This is a genomic window from Bacillus cereus group sp. MYBK108-1 (genome assembly GCF_051917185.1).
Classification (GTDB): domain Bacteria; phylum Bacillota; class Bacilli; order Bacillales; family Bacillaceae_G; genus Bacillus_A; species Bacillus_A cereus.
In genome coordinates, this window is record NZ_JBQAHZ010000027.1 from 36,472 (window position 1) to 53,764 (window position 17,293).

The window sequence follows — 17,293 nt, forward strand, 5'->3', positions numbered from 1 at the left end:
TTAACCTGAAATTTTTGGTGTTGATGCCAATAGTGTTTTTGTATAAGAATGTTGTGGATTACGGAATACTTCGTCCGTATTTCCAAATTCAACAAGTTCTCCTTTGTATAAGACAGCTACTTTTTCACATAAATAGTGCACCATCGGTAAATCGTGCGCGATAAATAAATATGTATAACCTTGTTCCTTTTGAATTTTTTGCAGCAAGTGCACAATTTGGATTTGAAGCGAAACATCTAATGCCGAAATTGGTTCATCAAGAATTAATACTTCCGGCTCACACAATAACGCTCTTGCAATAGCAATTCGTTGACGTTGTCCTCCGCTAAATTCGTGCGGATAGCGATCAATATATCGTCTATCTAACCCAACACGCTCTAGCGCATCACCTGCTACTTTATCTTTCAATCCTTTATCACCTAAACCAAATGAAATATAGCCTTCCGTTACGCTATCGCGTACTTTCCAGCGCGGATTTAATGCTGCTGTGGAATCTTGAAAAATAAACTGTACTTTCTGTAAGAAATCACGTTTATGAGTTGCCTTCAACTTGTGAACGACTTGACCGTTATAATCAATTTCACCAGACGTTGGGCTCTCAATCCCAGCTATGAGCTTACCAAGTGTTGTTTTTCCTGAACCACTTTCTCCAATAATGCCAAGTGTTGTTCCTTTCGGGATAGAAAGTGATATGTCTTTTAACGCTGCGATTTCTTTATTTTTACTTCCATATGTTTTTGTTACTTGCTTTACAGTAATTAAATCTGTCGTCATGAGGCATTCACCTTCTCTTTTGATTTCGCTTTATTATGCTCCAGAACATGTTGCCAGCAATGTGAACTATGCTCCTTGGAATATGTTGTTCTCTCTGGGAAACGATGAATACATTCTTTTATCGCTACTGGACAACGATTTACAAAAGGACAACCAAAGCTATTTAACGTCTCAATGGAAGGTGTCGTCCCTTCTATTGCACGTAATACTTTTTCAGAATTATCCATATTCGGAATTGCTTGTAATAAGCTTTTTGTGTATGGATGTTTAGGGGAACCTATCACTTCCTCTATCGTTCCTTTTTCAACAACACGTCCTCCATACATCACAACTACTCGATCCGCTACTTCACGTACAAGTGCTAAATCATGTGTAATTAATAAAATACTCGTATTTTGTTTTTCTTTTCTTTCTTTTAATAGCCCCATAATTTGTTTCTGAATCGTTACATCTAACGCTGTTGTCGGCTCGTCTGCAATTACAAGCTTTGGATGACAAGCAAACGCAATTGCTAAACAAATACGCTGCCTCATCCCCCCGCTTAATTGATGTGGGTACTGTTCAAAGCGTTTCTCTGCTTCATGTATCCCTAAATCTGTTAACAAGTTAATCGCAATTCCCTTTGCTTCTCTTTTCGATTTGTTCCCATGTTGCAAAATTACTTCTGTAATTTGTTTGCCTACCTTCATCGTTGGGTTTAAAGATGAAAGCGGATCTTGAAATATAAAGGAAATATCTTTTCCGCGAATTTGATTCCATTCTGACTCTTGTAAATTCGTTAATTCCTTTGCTTGGAAAGATATATTTCCATCATCGATATGAATGGATTCTTGATTCAAGCCGATAATGGATTGTGCTGTGACACTTTTTCCTGAACCACTTTCTCCTACAAGTGCAACTATTTCACCTTCGTTAATAGAAAAGGAAACATGTTTCACAATCGCTTGCTTACTATTCTCTTTTTCAACGGCTAACGTTACGTTTTCTAAAGATAAGATTTGTCCCATGTTTTTTCTCCTTTCGATTCCGTTTGACGATTTTTGGATCAATTGCATCTTGCAAACCATCACCAATTGCATTAAATGCGAACATAATGAGTGCAATCATGATTGCTGGGAAAAATAGTTGCCACCATTCTCCGCTCAATAATGTCCCGAGTGCGTCATTCGTCATCGTCCCCCAACTTGCCGCTGGTGATTGTACCCCAAGTCCTATAAAGCTTAAAAATGATTCTGAAAAAATAGCTGCCGGAATTGTAAATGATAAATTGACGATAATAATGCCTGTTAAATTCGGAATTAAATGCCCATATATAATTTTCATATGTGATGTACCTAATCGCTCTGCTGCAATAACAAACTCTCGTTGTTTTAAAGACAATACTTGTGCTCGAATGAGACGAGCCATTCCAATCCATCCCGTTAATGCAAGGGCGATAATAATGGTGAAAAGACCTGGTTTCATAACAATTAATAGTAAAATAACAATTAATAAATATGGGATGCCGTATAATACTTCAATTCCTCTTATAATCCACTCATCAATTAACGTTCCAAGGCGATTACGCCCTCTCACGTATCCACTAAATCCACCAATCAGTACACCAAGCCCTATATCGAGGGCAGCTGCTACTAATCCCACTGTTAGTGAAATCTTCCCACCAGCCCAAGTACGTGCCCAAATATCTCTCCCTAAATCATCTGTTCCAAACCAATGTTCACTACTCGGCGGTAAATTTGTTGCCTCTTTTACTTGTTCACTCGCAGTAAATGAAGTTAAACTTTCGCCAATAAGTGAGAAAACAATAATTAGCAATAACGTCACTGTTCCTAAAACTGCGATTGGATTCGATATAAACTTACGAAACACTTCTTTCTTTCTGCTAATCGTTTGCTGATTTTTATTTATCGTTAATTCTTTTTTCTCTTCTTTCGTTAATAACTGTTCATTAATTTCATAAGCTCCCATTTTAATATCCCCCCTCCTTATGTAATAGAACGAATACGCGGATCAACAATGCGGTGAATAATATCTGTAATGAAAATACAAGCAATTAATAATGCACTATAGAAAATCGTTGTTCCCATAATCACCGGATAGTCTCGGTTAAAAATACTATCTACAAAATATTTTCCTAGGCCAGGAATTGAAAAGATTTTTTCAATAACGAAAGTCCCTGTTAGAAGTCCAGCCATTAACGGTCCCACAAATGTAAGTACTGGAACAATCGCATTTCGAAGAGCATGTCTTATAATAATCTTCTTAATTGGTATGCCTTTTGCTCTTGCTAGCTTAATATAATCACTCTGCAGTACTTCGATCATATTAGAACGAACAAACCTTGTAATAACTGCGATTGGCCCTAACGCTAATGCAAAGGATGGCAATACTGTATGTTCGAATGTTCCCCAAGAGGCTACTGGTAAAAGCTCAAATTGGATAGCGAATACTTGTATAAATAGTGGTGCTAAAATAAAACTTGGAATAGAAATACCTAGAATTGCGAGCAAACTCACACTATAGTCAATTAATCTCCCATGATATAGAGCAGCAAATGTCCCTGCCGCAATTCCTACCAACAATGAAATAACAAGTGCTTGTAGACCAATAATTGCTGATGGACCAAAGCCAGTTGTTATAATTTCTGATACACCTTGCCCAGTTGATTGAACAGATTCGCCAAAATCAAAATGAACTACACCGTCTAAATAAGCAACATATTGATTCCATAACGGTTCATCAAGGTGATACTTCGCTCTCATGTTTTGGATCACTTCTTCAGGAAAGATTTTTGCATCTGATGAAAATGGATCCCCCGGAATAATATGCATAATTAGAAATGTCACCGTCGTAATAACCCATAGCGTGAACACCATAACTGATAATTTTTTAATTACATACACTTCAATAACCCCCTAAACACATATATTTACTTAGTTTTATTAACGTACTTTTTCCATTACTCCCTTTTCTCTTTTTAGAATACAAAAAGCCTTGATCTTAAAAAATAAGATCAAGGCTTAATAAACAAAGGCCCATCACTTATCTTTCAAGACTTGCTTGCTGGAATTAGCACGGTGTTCCTACTACAGAACCCGCTGCTGAGGTGTCATAGGGCCAGTCCCTCTACCTCTCTGGATAAGTAAATTGCTATATTATTATTTGGTTCAAATTGTATATTTCGAATTATAATTCTGAAAAAATGAAAAGTCAATCAAATTGGATATATTTAGAAAAATCAGTTTTTAATAAGAGGTTTATCTAAATCGCGTTTTTTTCACTTATACTTAACAGAAGTAGTACCAGCAAAACGCATAAAATATATATTAAGGAAAATATTCACAAATACCCTTAGCGTATGTTTTCCACGAAATGTTGGCGGGACCCCTTTTAAAAAAGTAAAGAGGATCTAAAAATAACAATAAACAATTTACAACTCTTGAAAAGTGAATCAGAGTTATTACTTAATAGATTTCAATAGTATGATAGAGTGATTAAGATTTTCTATTAGAACATGTAGGGATGTATCAACGAATTGAACGCGGTGAAAATGTAATAGATTTTTTAATAAAAGGTTTGGATTCTTTGTTTCAAAAGCAACTTAAGGATTCTGACATAATTACATACAATGGGTTGCAGGTTGTTCATGTGATTCATCGTATCGATGAGGTTATAAATAAACGAAAAAGGAATCACGGCAGTATACTATGGGACTTTGAAACGGAGGAAATGAGAGCAAGTGAGAAGGAGATTTTCGTTCCATTTTCACCCGATTATAAAGAAGGTGGTTCAATTAGTTAGTGGAAATATTAAAAAAAGATTAAACAAACAAATGAAGAATTGATAAAGATTGAACATGCTGCGAAACAACGTGATCAGATTATATTTTCTGCCTCTCGAGCTATATTAAAGAAAACAATATATGGGTATTGAAGGTGCAACGTACACTTTCGATACCTTTTCAGTTAGTAATAAAGAAAAGACACCCTAAGGTGCCTTTCTCCGACTTGAACTACAATTTTACATTCCAATAAAAGGATAAAAATCTGATAATTCCTAATGGTACACTTCATGAAGTTTACATTTCTTTACAGGTTAATTATACCAAAAAATGTATAGACAACCAGACTTGTATTAAAATCCCATACATTTTAATATTTTGTTGTAGGGTAAAAAACATTAAAAAAGGTGGTTGCTACATGAAAACATTACACACATTCAAATGGACTAAAGTGCTAGTAATGGCATTAGTAGCGGTATTGTGTTTTACAGTTCCGTTACAAGAAAAAACAAAGGCTGCAGTTATTGATGAGGTTACAAAAGATGTTATTGAAAATGTTAGCGAGGAACAATTCAATAATGGATTTAATGCCGTTAAAGCAGGTCTTTCATTAAAAAATGGAATTTACAAGTTTAATAAAGAAAATCTAAATAATTCTAATCTTACACAAGAACAAGTAAAAGAATTAGAAATCTTTTTCACAACTCAATCACAAGAAGTGATGAAAGATATTTTTGAAGGTGTAAATAGTGAAGATGCTAAGGTAAATAAAAATGCTCTTTATATGTCAGCTACGCCAGAAGTACAACAAGCGGTAATTCCAGTATTAGTTGCTGCAGCTGCGGCTGTTGCTGCATTCTTGGGCGCAGCAATTGCTGCACAAATTATAGCAGATGTATATAAGTTAGCTGCTATTTCTTTTTGTCGTAAATGGCAAAAGTACAGCAAAGTTAAAACAGCTTGTAAAGATTTAGGATACTTAAAATAATGATGGATAAACCAACTTTAATCGTTATAGGAGTCCTTGTAGGCAGTTTAATATTGCTTGGTGCAGGTTGTGCCGTACTATTTAAATACTTTAGACAATAAAAAAATAACCTTGCACAGGCAAGGTTATTTTTTCGTTTCTGCTTGAAAACGTTTATAGTATGTCGATGCTGTTGCAAAATTAATTTCTATATCACGAATCAACGATGAATCTTCTTCTTTAGCTAACTTCTGTAATTTTTTCATTGCTTGTTCCGATTCATTCAAGAAACCGACATATACCTCATGTTCTTGCTCTTTCGACTTCGGAACACGAATTTCTTTTCGTATATGATCAATATCTTCTAACATGCTCGTTGTTACCTTTTGCACATCTTCTTTATATGTAGCAGTCGTTATTTCCTTACCGCCCTTTTCTTTTGCCACTTCAAATAACTGCAGTGCGTTATTAATTTCTTTATTCATTTTCAAATCGTATTTTTCATGTACTGCACGGTATTCTTTCATTTCTTCTGTTTGTTCTGTAGATTGCTCTACCTTTTCTTTCGGTTCTTTCGTATCCTTATTTCCATTACATCCTGCTAGAAGGATCATACTTCCCATTACAGCAATACCCAAAACCTTCTTCATCTCTTCTTCTCCTTTTATCTACAGCTACTACTCATTATAGTTTCTTTTATCTCCACTTGTTATTATACCGAGAACATCCTACTTTTTACACTTAAGACGACATCGTAATATATATACCAACATGTTTGTCACAGTATCGTCACTTTATACAAATAACTTTTGCAATGCTTTACTACATCACCTTAAAAAACTGTATGAGGTATTTCAAAGAAATGAAAAAAGAACTGATTCAAACATTCCCTTTGAATCAGTTCTTTTTTGTTAAGCCTCTAAATTTTGTTTTTGCTGCAGTTCAAACTGCTTCTCACTTCTTCTGGCCATAAATAGATAACATAACACTGCTCCTACTTCACAAAGCGCAATAACAACACCCATCGGTAATGCTGTATTACTTCCACCAATACCTACTAGCGGAGCGACAAGCGCTCCTGAAATGAACTGTAATAAGCCTAATAAAGCTGACGCTGTTCCTGCAGCTTGCTTCTGATTTCTCATCGCTAATGAGAACCCAGTTGTTGATACAACCCCGACACTTGATACAACAAGGAATAACGAACATAAAACACCGATTAAACCTATTCCTAGTACGATTGTCAGTAGTAAAGATAGGCCACCAACAGCTGCGATAATAATACCAGCAACAAATAATGTCTTCTCATTCACTTTCCCCGCTAAACGACCCGTTACCTGACTAGCAATAATAATACCGATACCGTTAATCGCAAAGAATAAACTAAATTGCTGTGGTGATGCTCCGTATATGTTCTGCAACACAAATGGTGAGCCCGAAATGTATGCAAACATTGCCGCTGTTACTAATCCTTGTGACAATGCATATCCCATAAACAGACGGTCCTTTAACAATTTTCCGTACGTCGCCAAAGTCCCTGACAAACCACCCGTTTCTCTTTCTTCAGGAGGTAATGTTTCACGCAATACAAAAGTAGCTGAGATTAACATGAATACGCTAATTGCTCCAAGAACGATGAAAACACCGCGCCACGTTGTAAACTGTAATAATTGCCCCCCAATAATCGGTGCCAAAATAGGCGCTGCTCCGTTTACTAACATAAGCAGTGAGAAAAACTTCGTCATTTCAGAACCTGAATACATATCACGTACCATCGCACGTGATATAACAATCCCGGCTGATCCTGAAGCTCCTTGTAGGAAGCGCAATAACACTAATGTCCAAATAGATGGCGCAACAGCACAAAGTAAAGAAGAAGCAACATAAATAATAAGAGCAATAATAAGAGGTTTGCGTCTTCCGTAAATATCACTAATTGAGCCAACAAATAATTGTCCTACTGACAGCCCAAGCAAACAAGCTGTTAATGTAAGCTGCGCGAGGGATGCACCTGTTTGCAAATCATCCGTTAACTTCGGTAATGAAGGCAAATACATATCAATAGATAATGGTCCAATCGCCGTAAGTGTTCCTAATACAAGAATCATCCATAACCTGTTTGCCTTTACAGGTTTATATATTTCGTGATTAACTTCATTCACTTTTTCAATTCACCCTTTCCTATACAAACTGAATCGTAACAATTATAGTTACATCATAAACATACGTCAAGTACAGCGCATTTTCCTCTTTCATAATGTAAAAAAAGCGATAGAAATTCTATCGCTTTACTTTTTCACATTGCTATTCGTAAATTTAGATACTGAGGACATCATCTCTCCCGTATCTAAATATGTAATTTGAATTGGGTCTCCTACTTCTGTAAACATAGCATATGGGAATTTCTTCACCGGTATCATAAATACCTTTTGTTCATTCTCTAAAAGTACGTACACGATTGTATTTTCACCTGATTTTTCTTTATATACACGTTGTACAATACCTTCTTTTTGCGCTTCTTTTCCTGTTGAGGTCGGTCTAAATGTATCACCATTACCGCTCATTACGTTTTTATAATTCTCAAGCGCTTCTTTCTGCGAAGAACCTGTCGCAAATATTTTTGCATTAGCAGCATATACAACTGTATGTGCACGTACTAGGCCTCCGTCATCAACAACCGGAATAATCCAAGCTGGTTTACCGTATACGTTATAAATGACAGGCATTGTCCCATGCCATTTCTCTCTCTTAAAGGAATTATCTACTACTTCTGTAGCTGCTGAACCATCCATAATCCCCTTTACTTCTTTTCCATTATAGTAATATAGCTTGCCTGTGCGTGCATCTACTAATGAATAGCCTAGGGCTGAATCTACTCCTTCTTTTGGAGAAGTAAAGTCTGTAAAATAATACAGTGTTCCATCTTTACCAAAGATCGGGGTCACGCCTTCTTTCGTTCCCCACTCAGTCGGAATTTTCATATCTGTTTGTGAGAATTTCGTATTCCAAAATCCGTGAATATATTTACCAAAGTACGTATTTAACGTAGATGCAGTCTCATGATTTAATACACCATCAACAAATTTAGGTGCCTTTCCTTTATCATATCTTTTCACTTCACCTGTTTGTGCATCTACTACGACAACACCTTCTACCTCAAATCCAGATCTTCCTGAAATAAATTCACCATACGTCATTGTATAATATGGTTTTCCTTTATCATCAACCTCAAATTTAGGTTTTCCTTTAAAGATTAAATTTGGTTCTGCTTGCCTTACCACACGCTCTAAATTATTACCAAAAAACATGCTTGGCACATATTTCATTTTATAACCGAGGTGCAGTTTCGCTTCCGCATCAGGATTCGTACCTGACATCGTTACGTACCCTGGAATTGTCTCAGCTTTACGCGCTTTAAAAAATCCTGAAACTTCAATCGGCGCTACATATAAAGCCTCGCCGTTTACCATTTGTGGCGTTAATTCTCCTAGCTCAAAATAAGCTACTTTTGGAATATCACCAAATACTTTTTTCATCTTATTCTCCGCTGTCTTTGGCGGCACTGTAAACGGCTGGTCATTTTCAGTAAATGGCTCTGAAATATCTTTCTCTACCTTAACAACAGAATCATATTTCTTTTGCGAGATTACTATATCATGCAAATAACCAAAGTAGCCGTAACTTGCGAGTAAAATAAACATTAGAAGTCCTTTTAATGTGCCTTCTAATTTCCCTATTTGATCTTGTGAAAATAAAACAAGCCCAATTAAAATTGCTACTGCAACAGAATAATGAGTAAGAATCGAGTCTACCCGATCATCAATTAGCCAAAAGTATTCATAGATTGCAATACCTATCCAAAATAAAACAGGAATAACTAAAATAGATGATTTCTTACCCTTTACAACCTTCTTATCTCCCTTCTTATCCACTGCTCGAAGCTTACTACTACTTCTTGTCCATGGAATCAAAAACAAAGTAAGAATAGCTAAAACTACAAATTTCATCAAAGGCACTGTCCCCTTTTCTTTTGTATTCCCTTTTAGTATAACAAATAAAGGGTATTAAGGTGAAAATAGGAATAGTTATATTTTTTTACTACTTAATACAATCCCGCTCACTACATATAGAATAGATGCAATATAAAAAATTGTACCAATCGTAAAGAAATCTACTAAATATCCCGTGGCAATAACCGCTACTGCTCCGCCAATGGATGTCCACACATGGTATTTTCCAATCTCATAACCAGCCTTTTCCTGCGCAACCTTTCGTGCTAATGAAGTCTTCTCAGTATTACGCTGCACAGCACCTAAAATGCCCATTACAATTTGAAGAATATACACATGCCATACTTCCGTGGCAATCGGAAAGCAAAGCATTAAGATTGCCATGGACCAAGCGTATATGATTAATAATTTTTTATCACCTACTTGATCAGATACCTTTCCCACTAGTGGATATACAAGTGCTGATGTTAAAGCAAATAAGCCATACGCCCAGCCAAATTGCGAGAAGCTATTTCCAATGTTTCGAAGTAATAATATATAAAAAGGAAATACCATACTTCCTGCCATCATGATGATACTTTGCGAAGCCACAAATCTTCTATATGTCATTTCGTATACTCCCTATAAAATAAATTCACAAATCTCTCTTCTGAATCTACTTCCTTCTTTTTCTTGAGAAATTCTTCAATACGAGGATATGCCCTCTTTAACTGCTCTTTCGTTGGATAAGAATAGTACGGCAAATAGTAACTACCGTTATGCTTTAAAGTAACATCAATCATCTTCCGAATGACATCCTCTGTTTTCTTTATCTCACTCTCTGAGCGTCCCTGGTTAATCAAAAGAACCAGCGCAAACATATCATCTTTCGCATAGGACAAAACTGCATTTTCATTCTTTTCCACGTAACGAATCGTAATGTTGAGTAAATTAAACTCTTCTTCATTTAATACGTTACGTAAATCATCTATATACTCCGTGAAAGCATCTATAGGCACAAAGTATTCTTGTAACACTTCGGTCCTATTTGGATTTTCATATTCCATAAAAGCACTATCTGATCTCATAACATTATTACGCGTCTCATACTTTCCATCTGTACGTTCAAAATAACCTCTTTGTATATCCCAAAACGTATTCTTTCCCCAATCACTATAACGTGATAACCCAAGTAAAAATTTCGGTACCGCTATAATATTTTCTTCCTTTAATTCACTGTACTCTTCTCTCATATTTTGATTTTGTGCCAAAGTATAATCTGTCACATACATCTCTTTTAAAAATGAATTTGGAGCAACAGAAATACGCGCTAAGTGCATACGAACATTCTCATCTCTTTTCACTTTCTCTTTGAAATAAGATGCGTATTCTTTATAATCTATCATTCTCGTGTGCATTTCATATAATTCATCATCTGTTAACTTCAGCGTCACATCTAAAATAACTCCAAATAAACCGTAACCCCCAATGACATATGAAAATAACTCTGCATTTTCTTCTCTACTTACATTACGTACCGTGCCATCTGCCATTAACAATCTAAATGAATCTACTGTATCAATTAGTGCCTCATGACGAATATCACGCCCGTGTACATTTACACTTAATGAACCACCAACAGTAAAAATATTTTGAGACTGCATGACCTGTACCGCAAGGCCATATGGATTTATTTTCTTCTGAATATCATTCCACGTGACACCACTTTGAACTGTAATCCACTTCTTCTCTGGATCAAATTCTAATATTTTATTATATCCTTTCATATCGAGCATCGTGCCATTTGGATAATATGTCTGTCCTCCTTGGCTATGTTGCATGCCTGCAATGGAAATTTTCTCTCCTGAAACTTTTGCATCTCGCACTAATTTTATTAACGAGTGCTCTTCCGTAGCACTTTCAACACGTTTTATTTTTGTCGGAAGCAATTTACCTACATCACTCATAATAGGATGATCAATTTGTTTTTTATACGTATGTACAGACGTTGCAAGCAACACTGTATATGCTACAATGACCGCCGCTATCTTTCCTTTTTTCAAATGACACTCTCCTCTTCTACATCTTTTCCTCTTTATATTGTACCTATTTTCCTATGAAGAAAGAATACAAAAAAGAGGGACCTTATTTTAGGTCCCTCCTTATCAAAACTGTTACTTTGCTGCTGGCAATTGTATTGGGTCAAACTTTTCATACGACGTATATTTTGCGTTCGTAATAATGTGTGCTTTATCCTTGCCATTGCTACTCATAATCATGTCTATCTTTGCTGATTCATATTTAAAATCTTTTGTAATGATATATTCTGCATCCACTTCTTCTATCTTCGCATTTTGTGCTTGTAACATTTTCTTCTGCGTTTCATCCATGCTAGTTAACATACTTTCTGTTTCTTGCCCTTTTAATGTAAATTTCAGTTTATATTTATCTCCGCTTTTCTCCAGCTTCATTTTATCTAAAACTACTTCCGGTACTTCTAATTTATCTATAATATCTTGAGTCGCTTTCATTCCACCAGCGTTTAATTGCTCCTCTGGTACGGTTACAACTTCTCCTGTATTAGGGTTTTTTACCTCACCAGCAACTTTACCATCCACAGTATACACTACAACATCTGTACCGGAAATATTCATTTCAGAACGAGAATTCTTTGTCTTTGGCTCTAATTGCATCTTAGCCTTTAATATATCCATCTCTGTTCCCTCAGCTTTTACCCCTACACCATATGTCATCGTTACATGTTCTTCATTTTTAAAAGCTTCATTCGTTTTCTTGAAAACATCTTTCGCCGTTAATTCCTTTTCTTTTTGAACGGATTCTTTTTTCGGCTCATCCGTCTTTGCTGTTTTCTCATTACTACACCCTACCCCTAGACTGATTGCAAGTACTAAACTTGAAACAAAAATAATTTTTTTCATACTGTTGCCCCCTTTCCCAAAATAATATCACCTCTTTTCCTATGAAATCTATATAATTCGTAATATTCTTCTTTAAATTTATTTCCTATATAGCAACATGTTTGAGAAAAAGTTTAAATATGATGTAAATAATAACAACTCATTTCAGGAGGTCATTATGAAAGCTATTATTTGCACAAAGTATGGACCACCTAATGTTCTCCAACTTCAAAATATAGAAAAGCCTAAACCTAAAAAAAATGAAGTATTAGTTAAAATTCACGCAACAAGTGTATCGACTGGAGATTGTAGAATACGTGGCTTTAATAGCCCCCTCTTATTTTGGATTCCTATGCGGATCATATTAGGTTTCAGAAAACCGAGAAAACCTATACTTGGCGTAGAGTTATCCGGTGAAATCGAAGACATTGGAACAGATGTAACACAATTTAAAAAAGGAGATCAAGTTTTTGCATTAACAGAACTAAACCTTGGTGGTTATGCCGAATACACATGCGTGCATGAAAGTGGATTAATAGCATTAAAACCTACCAATGTGACATATGAAGAAGCTGCCGTTATTCCTTTTGGCGGAACTTCAGCATTGCACTTCCTTAGAAAAGGACAGATAAAAAAAGGGCAACGAGTACTTATATACGGCGCCTCTGGGTCAGTAGGGACAGCTGCCGTACAACTTGCGAAATACTTCGGGGCGACTGTCACAGCCATTTGTAGTAGTTCGAATTTCGATTTAGTAACAGCTTTAGGGGCAGACAACGTAATTGATTATATGAAAGAAGATTTTACTAAGCGGGGCGAGCACTATGACATTATATTTGATGCAGTTGGAAAATATAATAAGTCTCTTTGTACAGATGCATTAATGCCTAATGGAAAATATGTATCTGTGAACGGAATGATGGCAAAAGTCAGTAAAGAAGATATGAACCTACTAAAACAACTAGCTGAAACAGAAAAGCTAAAACCTGTTATTGATAGAACTTACCGATTAGAAGAAATTGCTGAAGCTCATATATATGTAGAAAAAGGACATAAAAAGGGGAACGTTTCGATTACCTTAAAATAAAATATATTCTGAAAATATAATTGACAATTCTTTTCGTACGATTTACTATTAGTACCATATTCAAAACTACATACACATACTCTTATCAAGAGTGGCGGAGGGACTGGCCCGATGATGCCCGGCAACCGAGCTTATGACGTATAAGCTAAGGTGCTAATTCCTGCAAAACGAGTTTTCGTTTTGGAAGATAAGAGAGGAATCTATTTCGTCTATTCGGCACCTCTCTTATTTTTTGGGAGGTGCTTTTTATTTTGGAACGTATATGAAGGGGGATTTATAGATGAAAAAGGTATTATTAAGCATTGTAAGCGGAGCAGTATTATTATTAGGCGCATGTAGTGTGAGTTCAAATAAAGAGGTAAAAGAATTAGACGAGAAAAAGATTACTGTCGGTGTAACAGGTGGACCACATGAACAAATTTTTGAAAAGGTAAAAGAAGTTGCAGCAAAAGATGGCCTCGAAATTGATATAAAAGTATTTAATGATTATGTAGCGCCAAACGTATCATTAGATGAAAAAAGCCTTGATGTAAATAGCTACCAAACGAAATCGTATTTAGATGTATTTAAAGCTGAACGCAATATGAAATTAGCTGAAGTATTTTCAACAGTAACATTCCCTATGGGTGTATATTCTAAAGATATAAAAGATGTAAAAGACTTAAAAGAGGGCGATGCAATTGCTGTACCAAATGACCCAACGAATGAACTTCGAGCTTTAAAATTATTTGAAAAAGCAGGGGTTTTAAAAGTTGATCCAAAGGCTACAGAAAAAGCGACTGCAAAAGATGTAATTGAAAATCCAAAAAAATTAAAGATTGTCGAATTAGAGGCATCTCAATTACCAACGCAACTAAGTGAAGTGAAAGCAGCTGCAATTAACACAAACTTTGCATTAGGTGCAAAATTAAGTCCAGCGAAAGATTCTATTTTCCGCGAAGGAAAAGATTCACCCTATGTGAACTGGGTTGTTGTTCGTACTGAAAATAAAGATGATGCCGTTGTAAATAAATTAAAGAAAGCTTATCAATCTAAAGAAGTAAAAGAGTTTATCGAGAAAAAATTTGATGGTTCAGTTTTACCATCTTGGTAGGAGCTGACGATAATGATTGAATTAAAAAACATATCCAAAGTATTTACAACAAAAAAAGGGAATGTTGAGGCTCTTAAGTCTACTTCCCTTAAAGTAGAAAAAGGCGAGGTATTTGGAATCATTGGGTATAGTGGCGCTGGTAAAAGTACATTGATTCGATGTGTAAATTTATTAGAAAAACCAACGACAGGAAATATCATTGTAAACGAACAAGACTTAACAACGTTATCGACAAAAGAACTAGCAAAAGCGAGACAAAAAATCGGAATGATCTTTCAAGGATTCAATTTACTTAAAACTGTTACCGTTTATGAAAATATCGCATTACCGTTACGGCTTGCTGGCATTCCAAAAGCAGAAATTGAAAAAAGAGTAGAAAAGTATTTACGCATTGTCGATCTTTTTAATAGAAAAGATGCGTATCCAAGCGAACTTTCTGGTGGTCAAAAACAGCGTGTCGCAATTGCTCGTGCGCTATCACATGAACCTGAAGTGTTATTAAGTGATGAAGCAACGAGCGCATTAGATCCAGAAACAACCGATTCTATCCTTGATTTGCTATTAAAGATTAACGAAGAAATCGGAATTACGATTTTACTCATTACACATGAAATGAATGTCATCCAGCGTATATGTGACCGCGTTGCTGTTATGGAACATGGATCTGTAGTCGAAAGTGGGACTGTAAAAGATATTTTCACAAACCCACAACATGTAACCACGAAAAAATTTGTAAATAGTGCATTTGCAGCGAAAATTCCAGAAGAGGTACAGAAAGAACTACAACGTACTGGAGAAATTGTAACACTTTCATTTATTGGCACTACTTCAGGGGAACCTGCCTTAGCCGTTGCCACAAAACGTTTCCAAGTGTATCCGAATATTTTATCCGGTAATATTACGCAGTTAAAACATGAAGCATATGGGAAACTAGTCGTTCATATGCAAGGGGAACAAAATGAAATCCACCGTGCTTTATCATTTTTACAAGAGCAAGGAATCATCGTAGAAGGAGGTAGAACAGATTATGGGAAACAAGTCCTTTTTGGATGAATGGGGTAAAGTCATATGGGAAGCCACAATCCAAACCTTTCAAATGACATCTATTTCATTACTCATCTCTATCCTTATTGCACTGCCACTTGGCGTCACACTTGTTTTAACGAGACCTGGTGGACAGCATGAAAATAAAATCATCTATCCTATTCTTAATACGGTTATTAATGTTATTCGCTCTCTTCCATTTATCATTCTATTATTCTTTATCTTGCCTTTTACAAAGTTTCTAATGGGAACATCCATTGGCGTGCAAGGTGTTATCGTACCGCTTGTCGTCTTCACAGCCCCTTATATCGCACGTTTAATGGAGACAGCTTTACTAGAAGTCGATCGCGGTGTCATTGAAGCCTACCAAGCGATGGGAGTCTCTACTATAAAAATCATTTGGCACGTCATGGTTAAAGAAGCTCGTCCCTCCCTTGTACTTGGATTAACAATCGCAACAATTGGCTTAATTGGCGCAACAGCAATGGCTGGCCTTGTGGGTGCTGGCGGGCTAGGGGATTTAGCATACCGCTTCGGACATTTACGCTACGAGCCTGAAGTAATGTATGCAACTGTCTTTATTTTAATTATCCTCGTTCAAGGATTACAGTCTTTAGGAAATGGTGTTGCACGAAGACTGAAGAAAGATTAAAAAAGAAGGTATCTCACTAAGGTGAGATACCTTCTTTTTTATCTTTTAAATCCACCTTCTGAATGAATAACTTGCCCAGTAATCCACTCAGCTTCTTCACTTACTAAAAATTTAATGAGTCTAGCTGCATCCTTTGGCTCACCAATTCTGCCAAAAGGAAACATCGGCTTTAACCCTTGTTTTATCTCTTCAGTCATCCATCCTGTATCAGTTGGTCCTGGATTAATTGCATTCACTGTTATTCCTAAATGAGCTACCTCTGCTGACAACGTACTAGTAAGAGCATCAATAGCTCCCTTCGTTGTTGCATACGCTAGTTCTCCTACCATAGGACCTTGAAATTGCCCCGAAGTCATATTCACAATTCTACCACCAGATTTTTTATCAAATCCTCGGGCAAATTGACTACTGAGCAATGTAGTCGCACGAATATTCACCATATAATGCTTATCTAATTCTTCAGCAGTCAACATAGAGAAATCATTATTCGTAGAATATGCTGCATTATTAATTAATATATGAGGGTACCCTAATTGTTCAGTAACTTTATTTATAAGCTCTTTCGGTGCATCATTCCGAGTTAAATCTAACTCCATGCTTGATACTCTAACACCGTTTTGTAATAGCTCTTCTTCTAATTGTATTTGTTCATTTTTCTCAACGCCCCATGGCATCTCTTTATCATAATCCGTCCAATACGTAAAAAATATATCGTATCCTGATTCAGCCAATTCTTTGCAAATTGCTGCGCCTATACCGTCTAGACGACTTACCCCTGTAATAACTGCTACTTTATTTTTTAATTGGTTCATCATATACTCCTCCAAGTTTAAAGGACGCATATTTTATATAAGAGATATAAACTTTCCCACAAAAAAGACAGATACATAAAATAGGCACCTATCCTTATAAAAGGGATGTACAAGCCAAATATGCATTCCTTGAATGATTTACAGATGACTAAATAAACCCTCGCTTATGAGAGCAA

General features: G+C 36.0%; 17 protein-coding genes and 2 riboswitches. Of the genes, 6 read left to right on the forward strand and 11 right to left on the reverse strand.

The window, feature by feature from the left end; genetic code table 11:
- The 4 genes from ACTFSL_RS25930 to ACTFSL_RS25945 are packed head-to-tail and all read right to left on the reverse strand — an operon-like array spanning position 1 to position 3,677.
- Positions 1–774 carry an ABC transporter ATP-binding protein gene (locus ACTFSL_RS25930; RefSeq protein ID WP_000205673.1) on the reverse strand — a complete coding sequence of 258 codons (774 nt, stop codon included), beginning with the start codon at positions 772–774 and terminating at the stop codon, positions 1–3.
- Complete coding sequence (locus ACTFSL_RS25935; RefSeq protein ID WP_440042634.1) at positions 771–1,781, reverse strand: ABC transporter ATP-binding protein; 1,011 nt, start codon at positions 1,779–1,781, stop codon at positions 771–773. The genes ACTFSL_RS25930 and ACTFSL_RS25935 overlap by 4 nt, the downstream gene beginning before the upstream one ends.
- Entirely contained in the window at positions 1,738–2,742 is a 1,005-nt protein-coding gene (locus ACTFSL_RS25940; RefSeq protein WP_016083992.1) for an ABC transporter permease, read from the reverse strand. The genes ACTFSL_RS25935 and ACTFSL_RS25940 overlap by 44 nt, the downstream gene beginning before the upstream one ends.
- Before the next feature lie 17 nt (positions 2,743–2,759).
- Complete coding sequence (locus ACTFSL_RS25945) at positions 2,760–3,677, reverse strand: ABC transporter permease (RefSeq protein WP_078386433.1); 918 nt, start codon at positions 3,675–3,677, stop codon at positions 2,760–2,762.
- A 136-nt stretch (positions 3,678–3,813) separates the two neighbouring features.
- Positions 3,814–3,919: riboswitch (SAM riboswitch) on the reverse strand.
- A gap of 377 nt (positions 3,920–4,296) precedes the next feature.
- On the opposite strand from ACTFSL_RS25945, the gene ACTFSL_RS25950 reads away from it, so the two are divergent.
- Both ACTFSL_RS25950 and ACTFSL_RS25955 read left to right on the forward strand, forming a co-directional pair.
- A complete protein-coding gene (locus ACTFSL_RS25950; protein WP_440042635.1) occupies positions 4,297–4,575 on the forward strand; it encodes a hypothetical protein in 279 nt (92 codons plus the stop codon).
- Between the two features lie 398 nt (positions 4,576–4,973).
- A complete protein-coding gene (locus tag ACTFSL_RS25955) occupies positions 4,974–5,543 on the forward strand; it encodes a hypothetical protein (RefSeq protein WP_440042637.1) in 570 nt (189 codons plus the stop codon).
- Positions 5,544–5,668: 125 nt separating this feature from the next.
- On the opposite strand, the gene ACTFSL_RS25960 is transcribed toward ACTFSL_RS25955, so the two are convergent.
- The 6 genes from ACTFSL_RS25960 to ACTFSL_RS25985 all read right to left on the reverse strand — a co-directional run bounded on the left by ACTFSL_RS25960 (position 5,669) and on the right by ACTFSL_RS25985 (position 12,450).
- Entirely contained in the window at positions 5,669–6,172 is a 504-nt protein-coding gene (locus ACTFSL_RS25960) for a hypothetical protein (protein WP_000756528.1), read from the reverse strand.
- A gap of 261 nt (positions 6,173–6,433) precedes the next feature.
- Positions 6,434–7,693, reverse strand: a complete 1,260-nt coding sequence (locus tag ACTFSL_RS25965; RefSeq protein ID WP_224200803.1) for a multidrug effflux MFS transporter — start codon at positions 7,691–7,693, stop codon at positions 6,434–6,436.
- 117 nt (positions 7,694–7,810) lie between these two features.
- Entirely contained in the window at positions 7,811–9,529 is a 1,719-nt protein-coding gene (locus ACTFSL_RS25970; RefSeq protein WP_000674047.1) for a DUF3981 domain-containing protein, read from the reverse strand.
- Between the two features lie 78 nt (positions 9,530–9,607).
- Entirely contained in the window at positions 9,608–10,141 is a 534-nt protein-coding gene (locus tag ACTFSL_RS25975) for an MFS transporter (RefSeq protein WP_440042638.1), read from the reverse strand.
- Positions 10,138–11,574, reverse strand: a complete 1,437-nt coding sequence (locus tag ACTFSL_RS25980; protein WP_440042639.1) for an FAD-binding oxidoreductase — start codon at positions 11,572–11,574, stop codon at positions 10,138–10,140. Before ACTFSL_RS25980 ends, ACTFSL_RS25975 begins: the two co-directional genes overlap by 4 nt.
- A gap of 111 nt (positions 11,575–11,685) precedes the next feature.
- Positions 11,686–12,450, reverse strand: coding sequence for a DUF6612 family protein (locus ACTFSL_RS25985; RefSeq protein WP_000720094.1), 765 nt, complete (start codon positions 12,448–12,450; stop codon positions 11,686–11,688).
- Positions 12,451–12,607: 157 nt separating this feature from the next.
- Here ACTFSL_RS25985 and ACTFSL_RS25990 point away from each other — a divergent pair, with 157 nt between their 5' ends.
- From ACTFSL_RS25990 to ACTFSL_RS26005, 4 genes are all read left to right on the forward strand, one after another.
- The gene (locus tag ACTFSL_RS25990; RefSeq protein ID WP_000643856.1) at positions 12,608–13,516 is read left to right on the forward strand and encodes an NAD(P)-dependent alcohol dehydrogenase; all 909 of its coding nucleotides are present in this window, start codon (positions 12,608–12,610) and stop codon (positions 13,514–13,516) included.
- A 79-nt stretch (positions 13,517–13,595) separates the two neighbouring features.
- Positions 13,596–13,710, forward strand: a riboswitch (SAM riboswitch).
- 86 nt (positions 13,711–13,796) lie between these two features.
- Complete coding sequence (locus ACTFSL_RS25995) at positions 13,797–14,609, forward strand: MetQ/NlpA family ABC transporter substrate-binding protein (RefSeq protein ID WP_000756999.1); 813 nt, start codon at positions 13,797–13,799, stop codon at positions 14,607–14,609.
- Between the two features lie 12 nt (positions 14,610–14,621).
- Positions 14,622–15,662, forward strand: a complete 1,041-nt coding sequence (locus tag ACTFSL_RS26000; protein WP_000571312.1) for a methionine ABC transporter ATP-binding protein — start codon at positions 14,622–14,624, stop codon at positions 15,660–15,662.
- A complete protein-coding gene (locus ACTFSL_RS26005; protein WP_048534860.1) occupies positions 15,637–16,305 on the forward strand; it encodes a methionine ABC transporter permease in 669 nt (222 codons plus the stop codon). Before ACTFSL_RS26000 ends, ACTFSL_RS26005 begins: the two co-directional genes overlap by 26 nt.
- Positions 16,306–16,343: 38 nt before the next feature.
- On the opposite strand, the gene ACTFSL_RS26010 is transcribed toward ACTFSL_RS26005, so the two are convergent.
- On the reverse strand, positions 16,344–17,120 hold the full coding sequence (locus ACTFSL_RS26010) for an SDR family oxidoreductase (RefSeq protein ID WP_002180301.1): 777 nt from the start codon (positions 17,118–17,120) through the stop codon (positions 16,344–16,346).
- Positions 17,121–17,293: the final 173 nt, after the last annotated feature.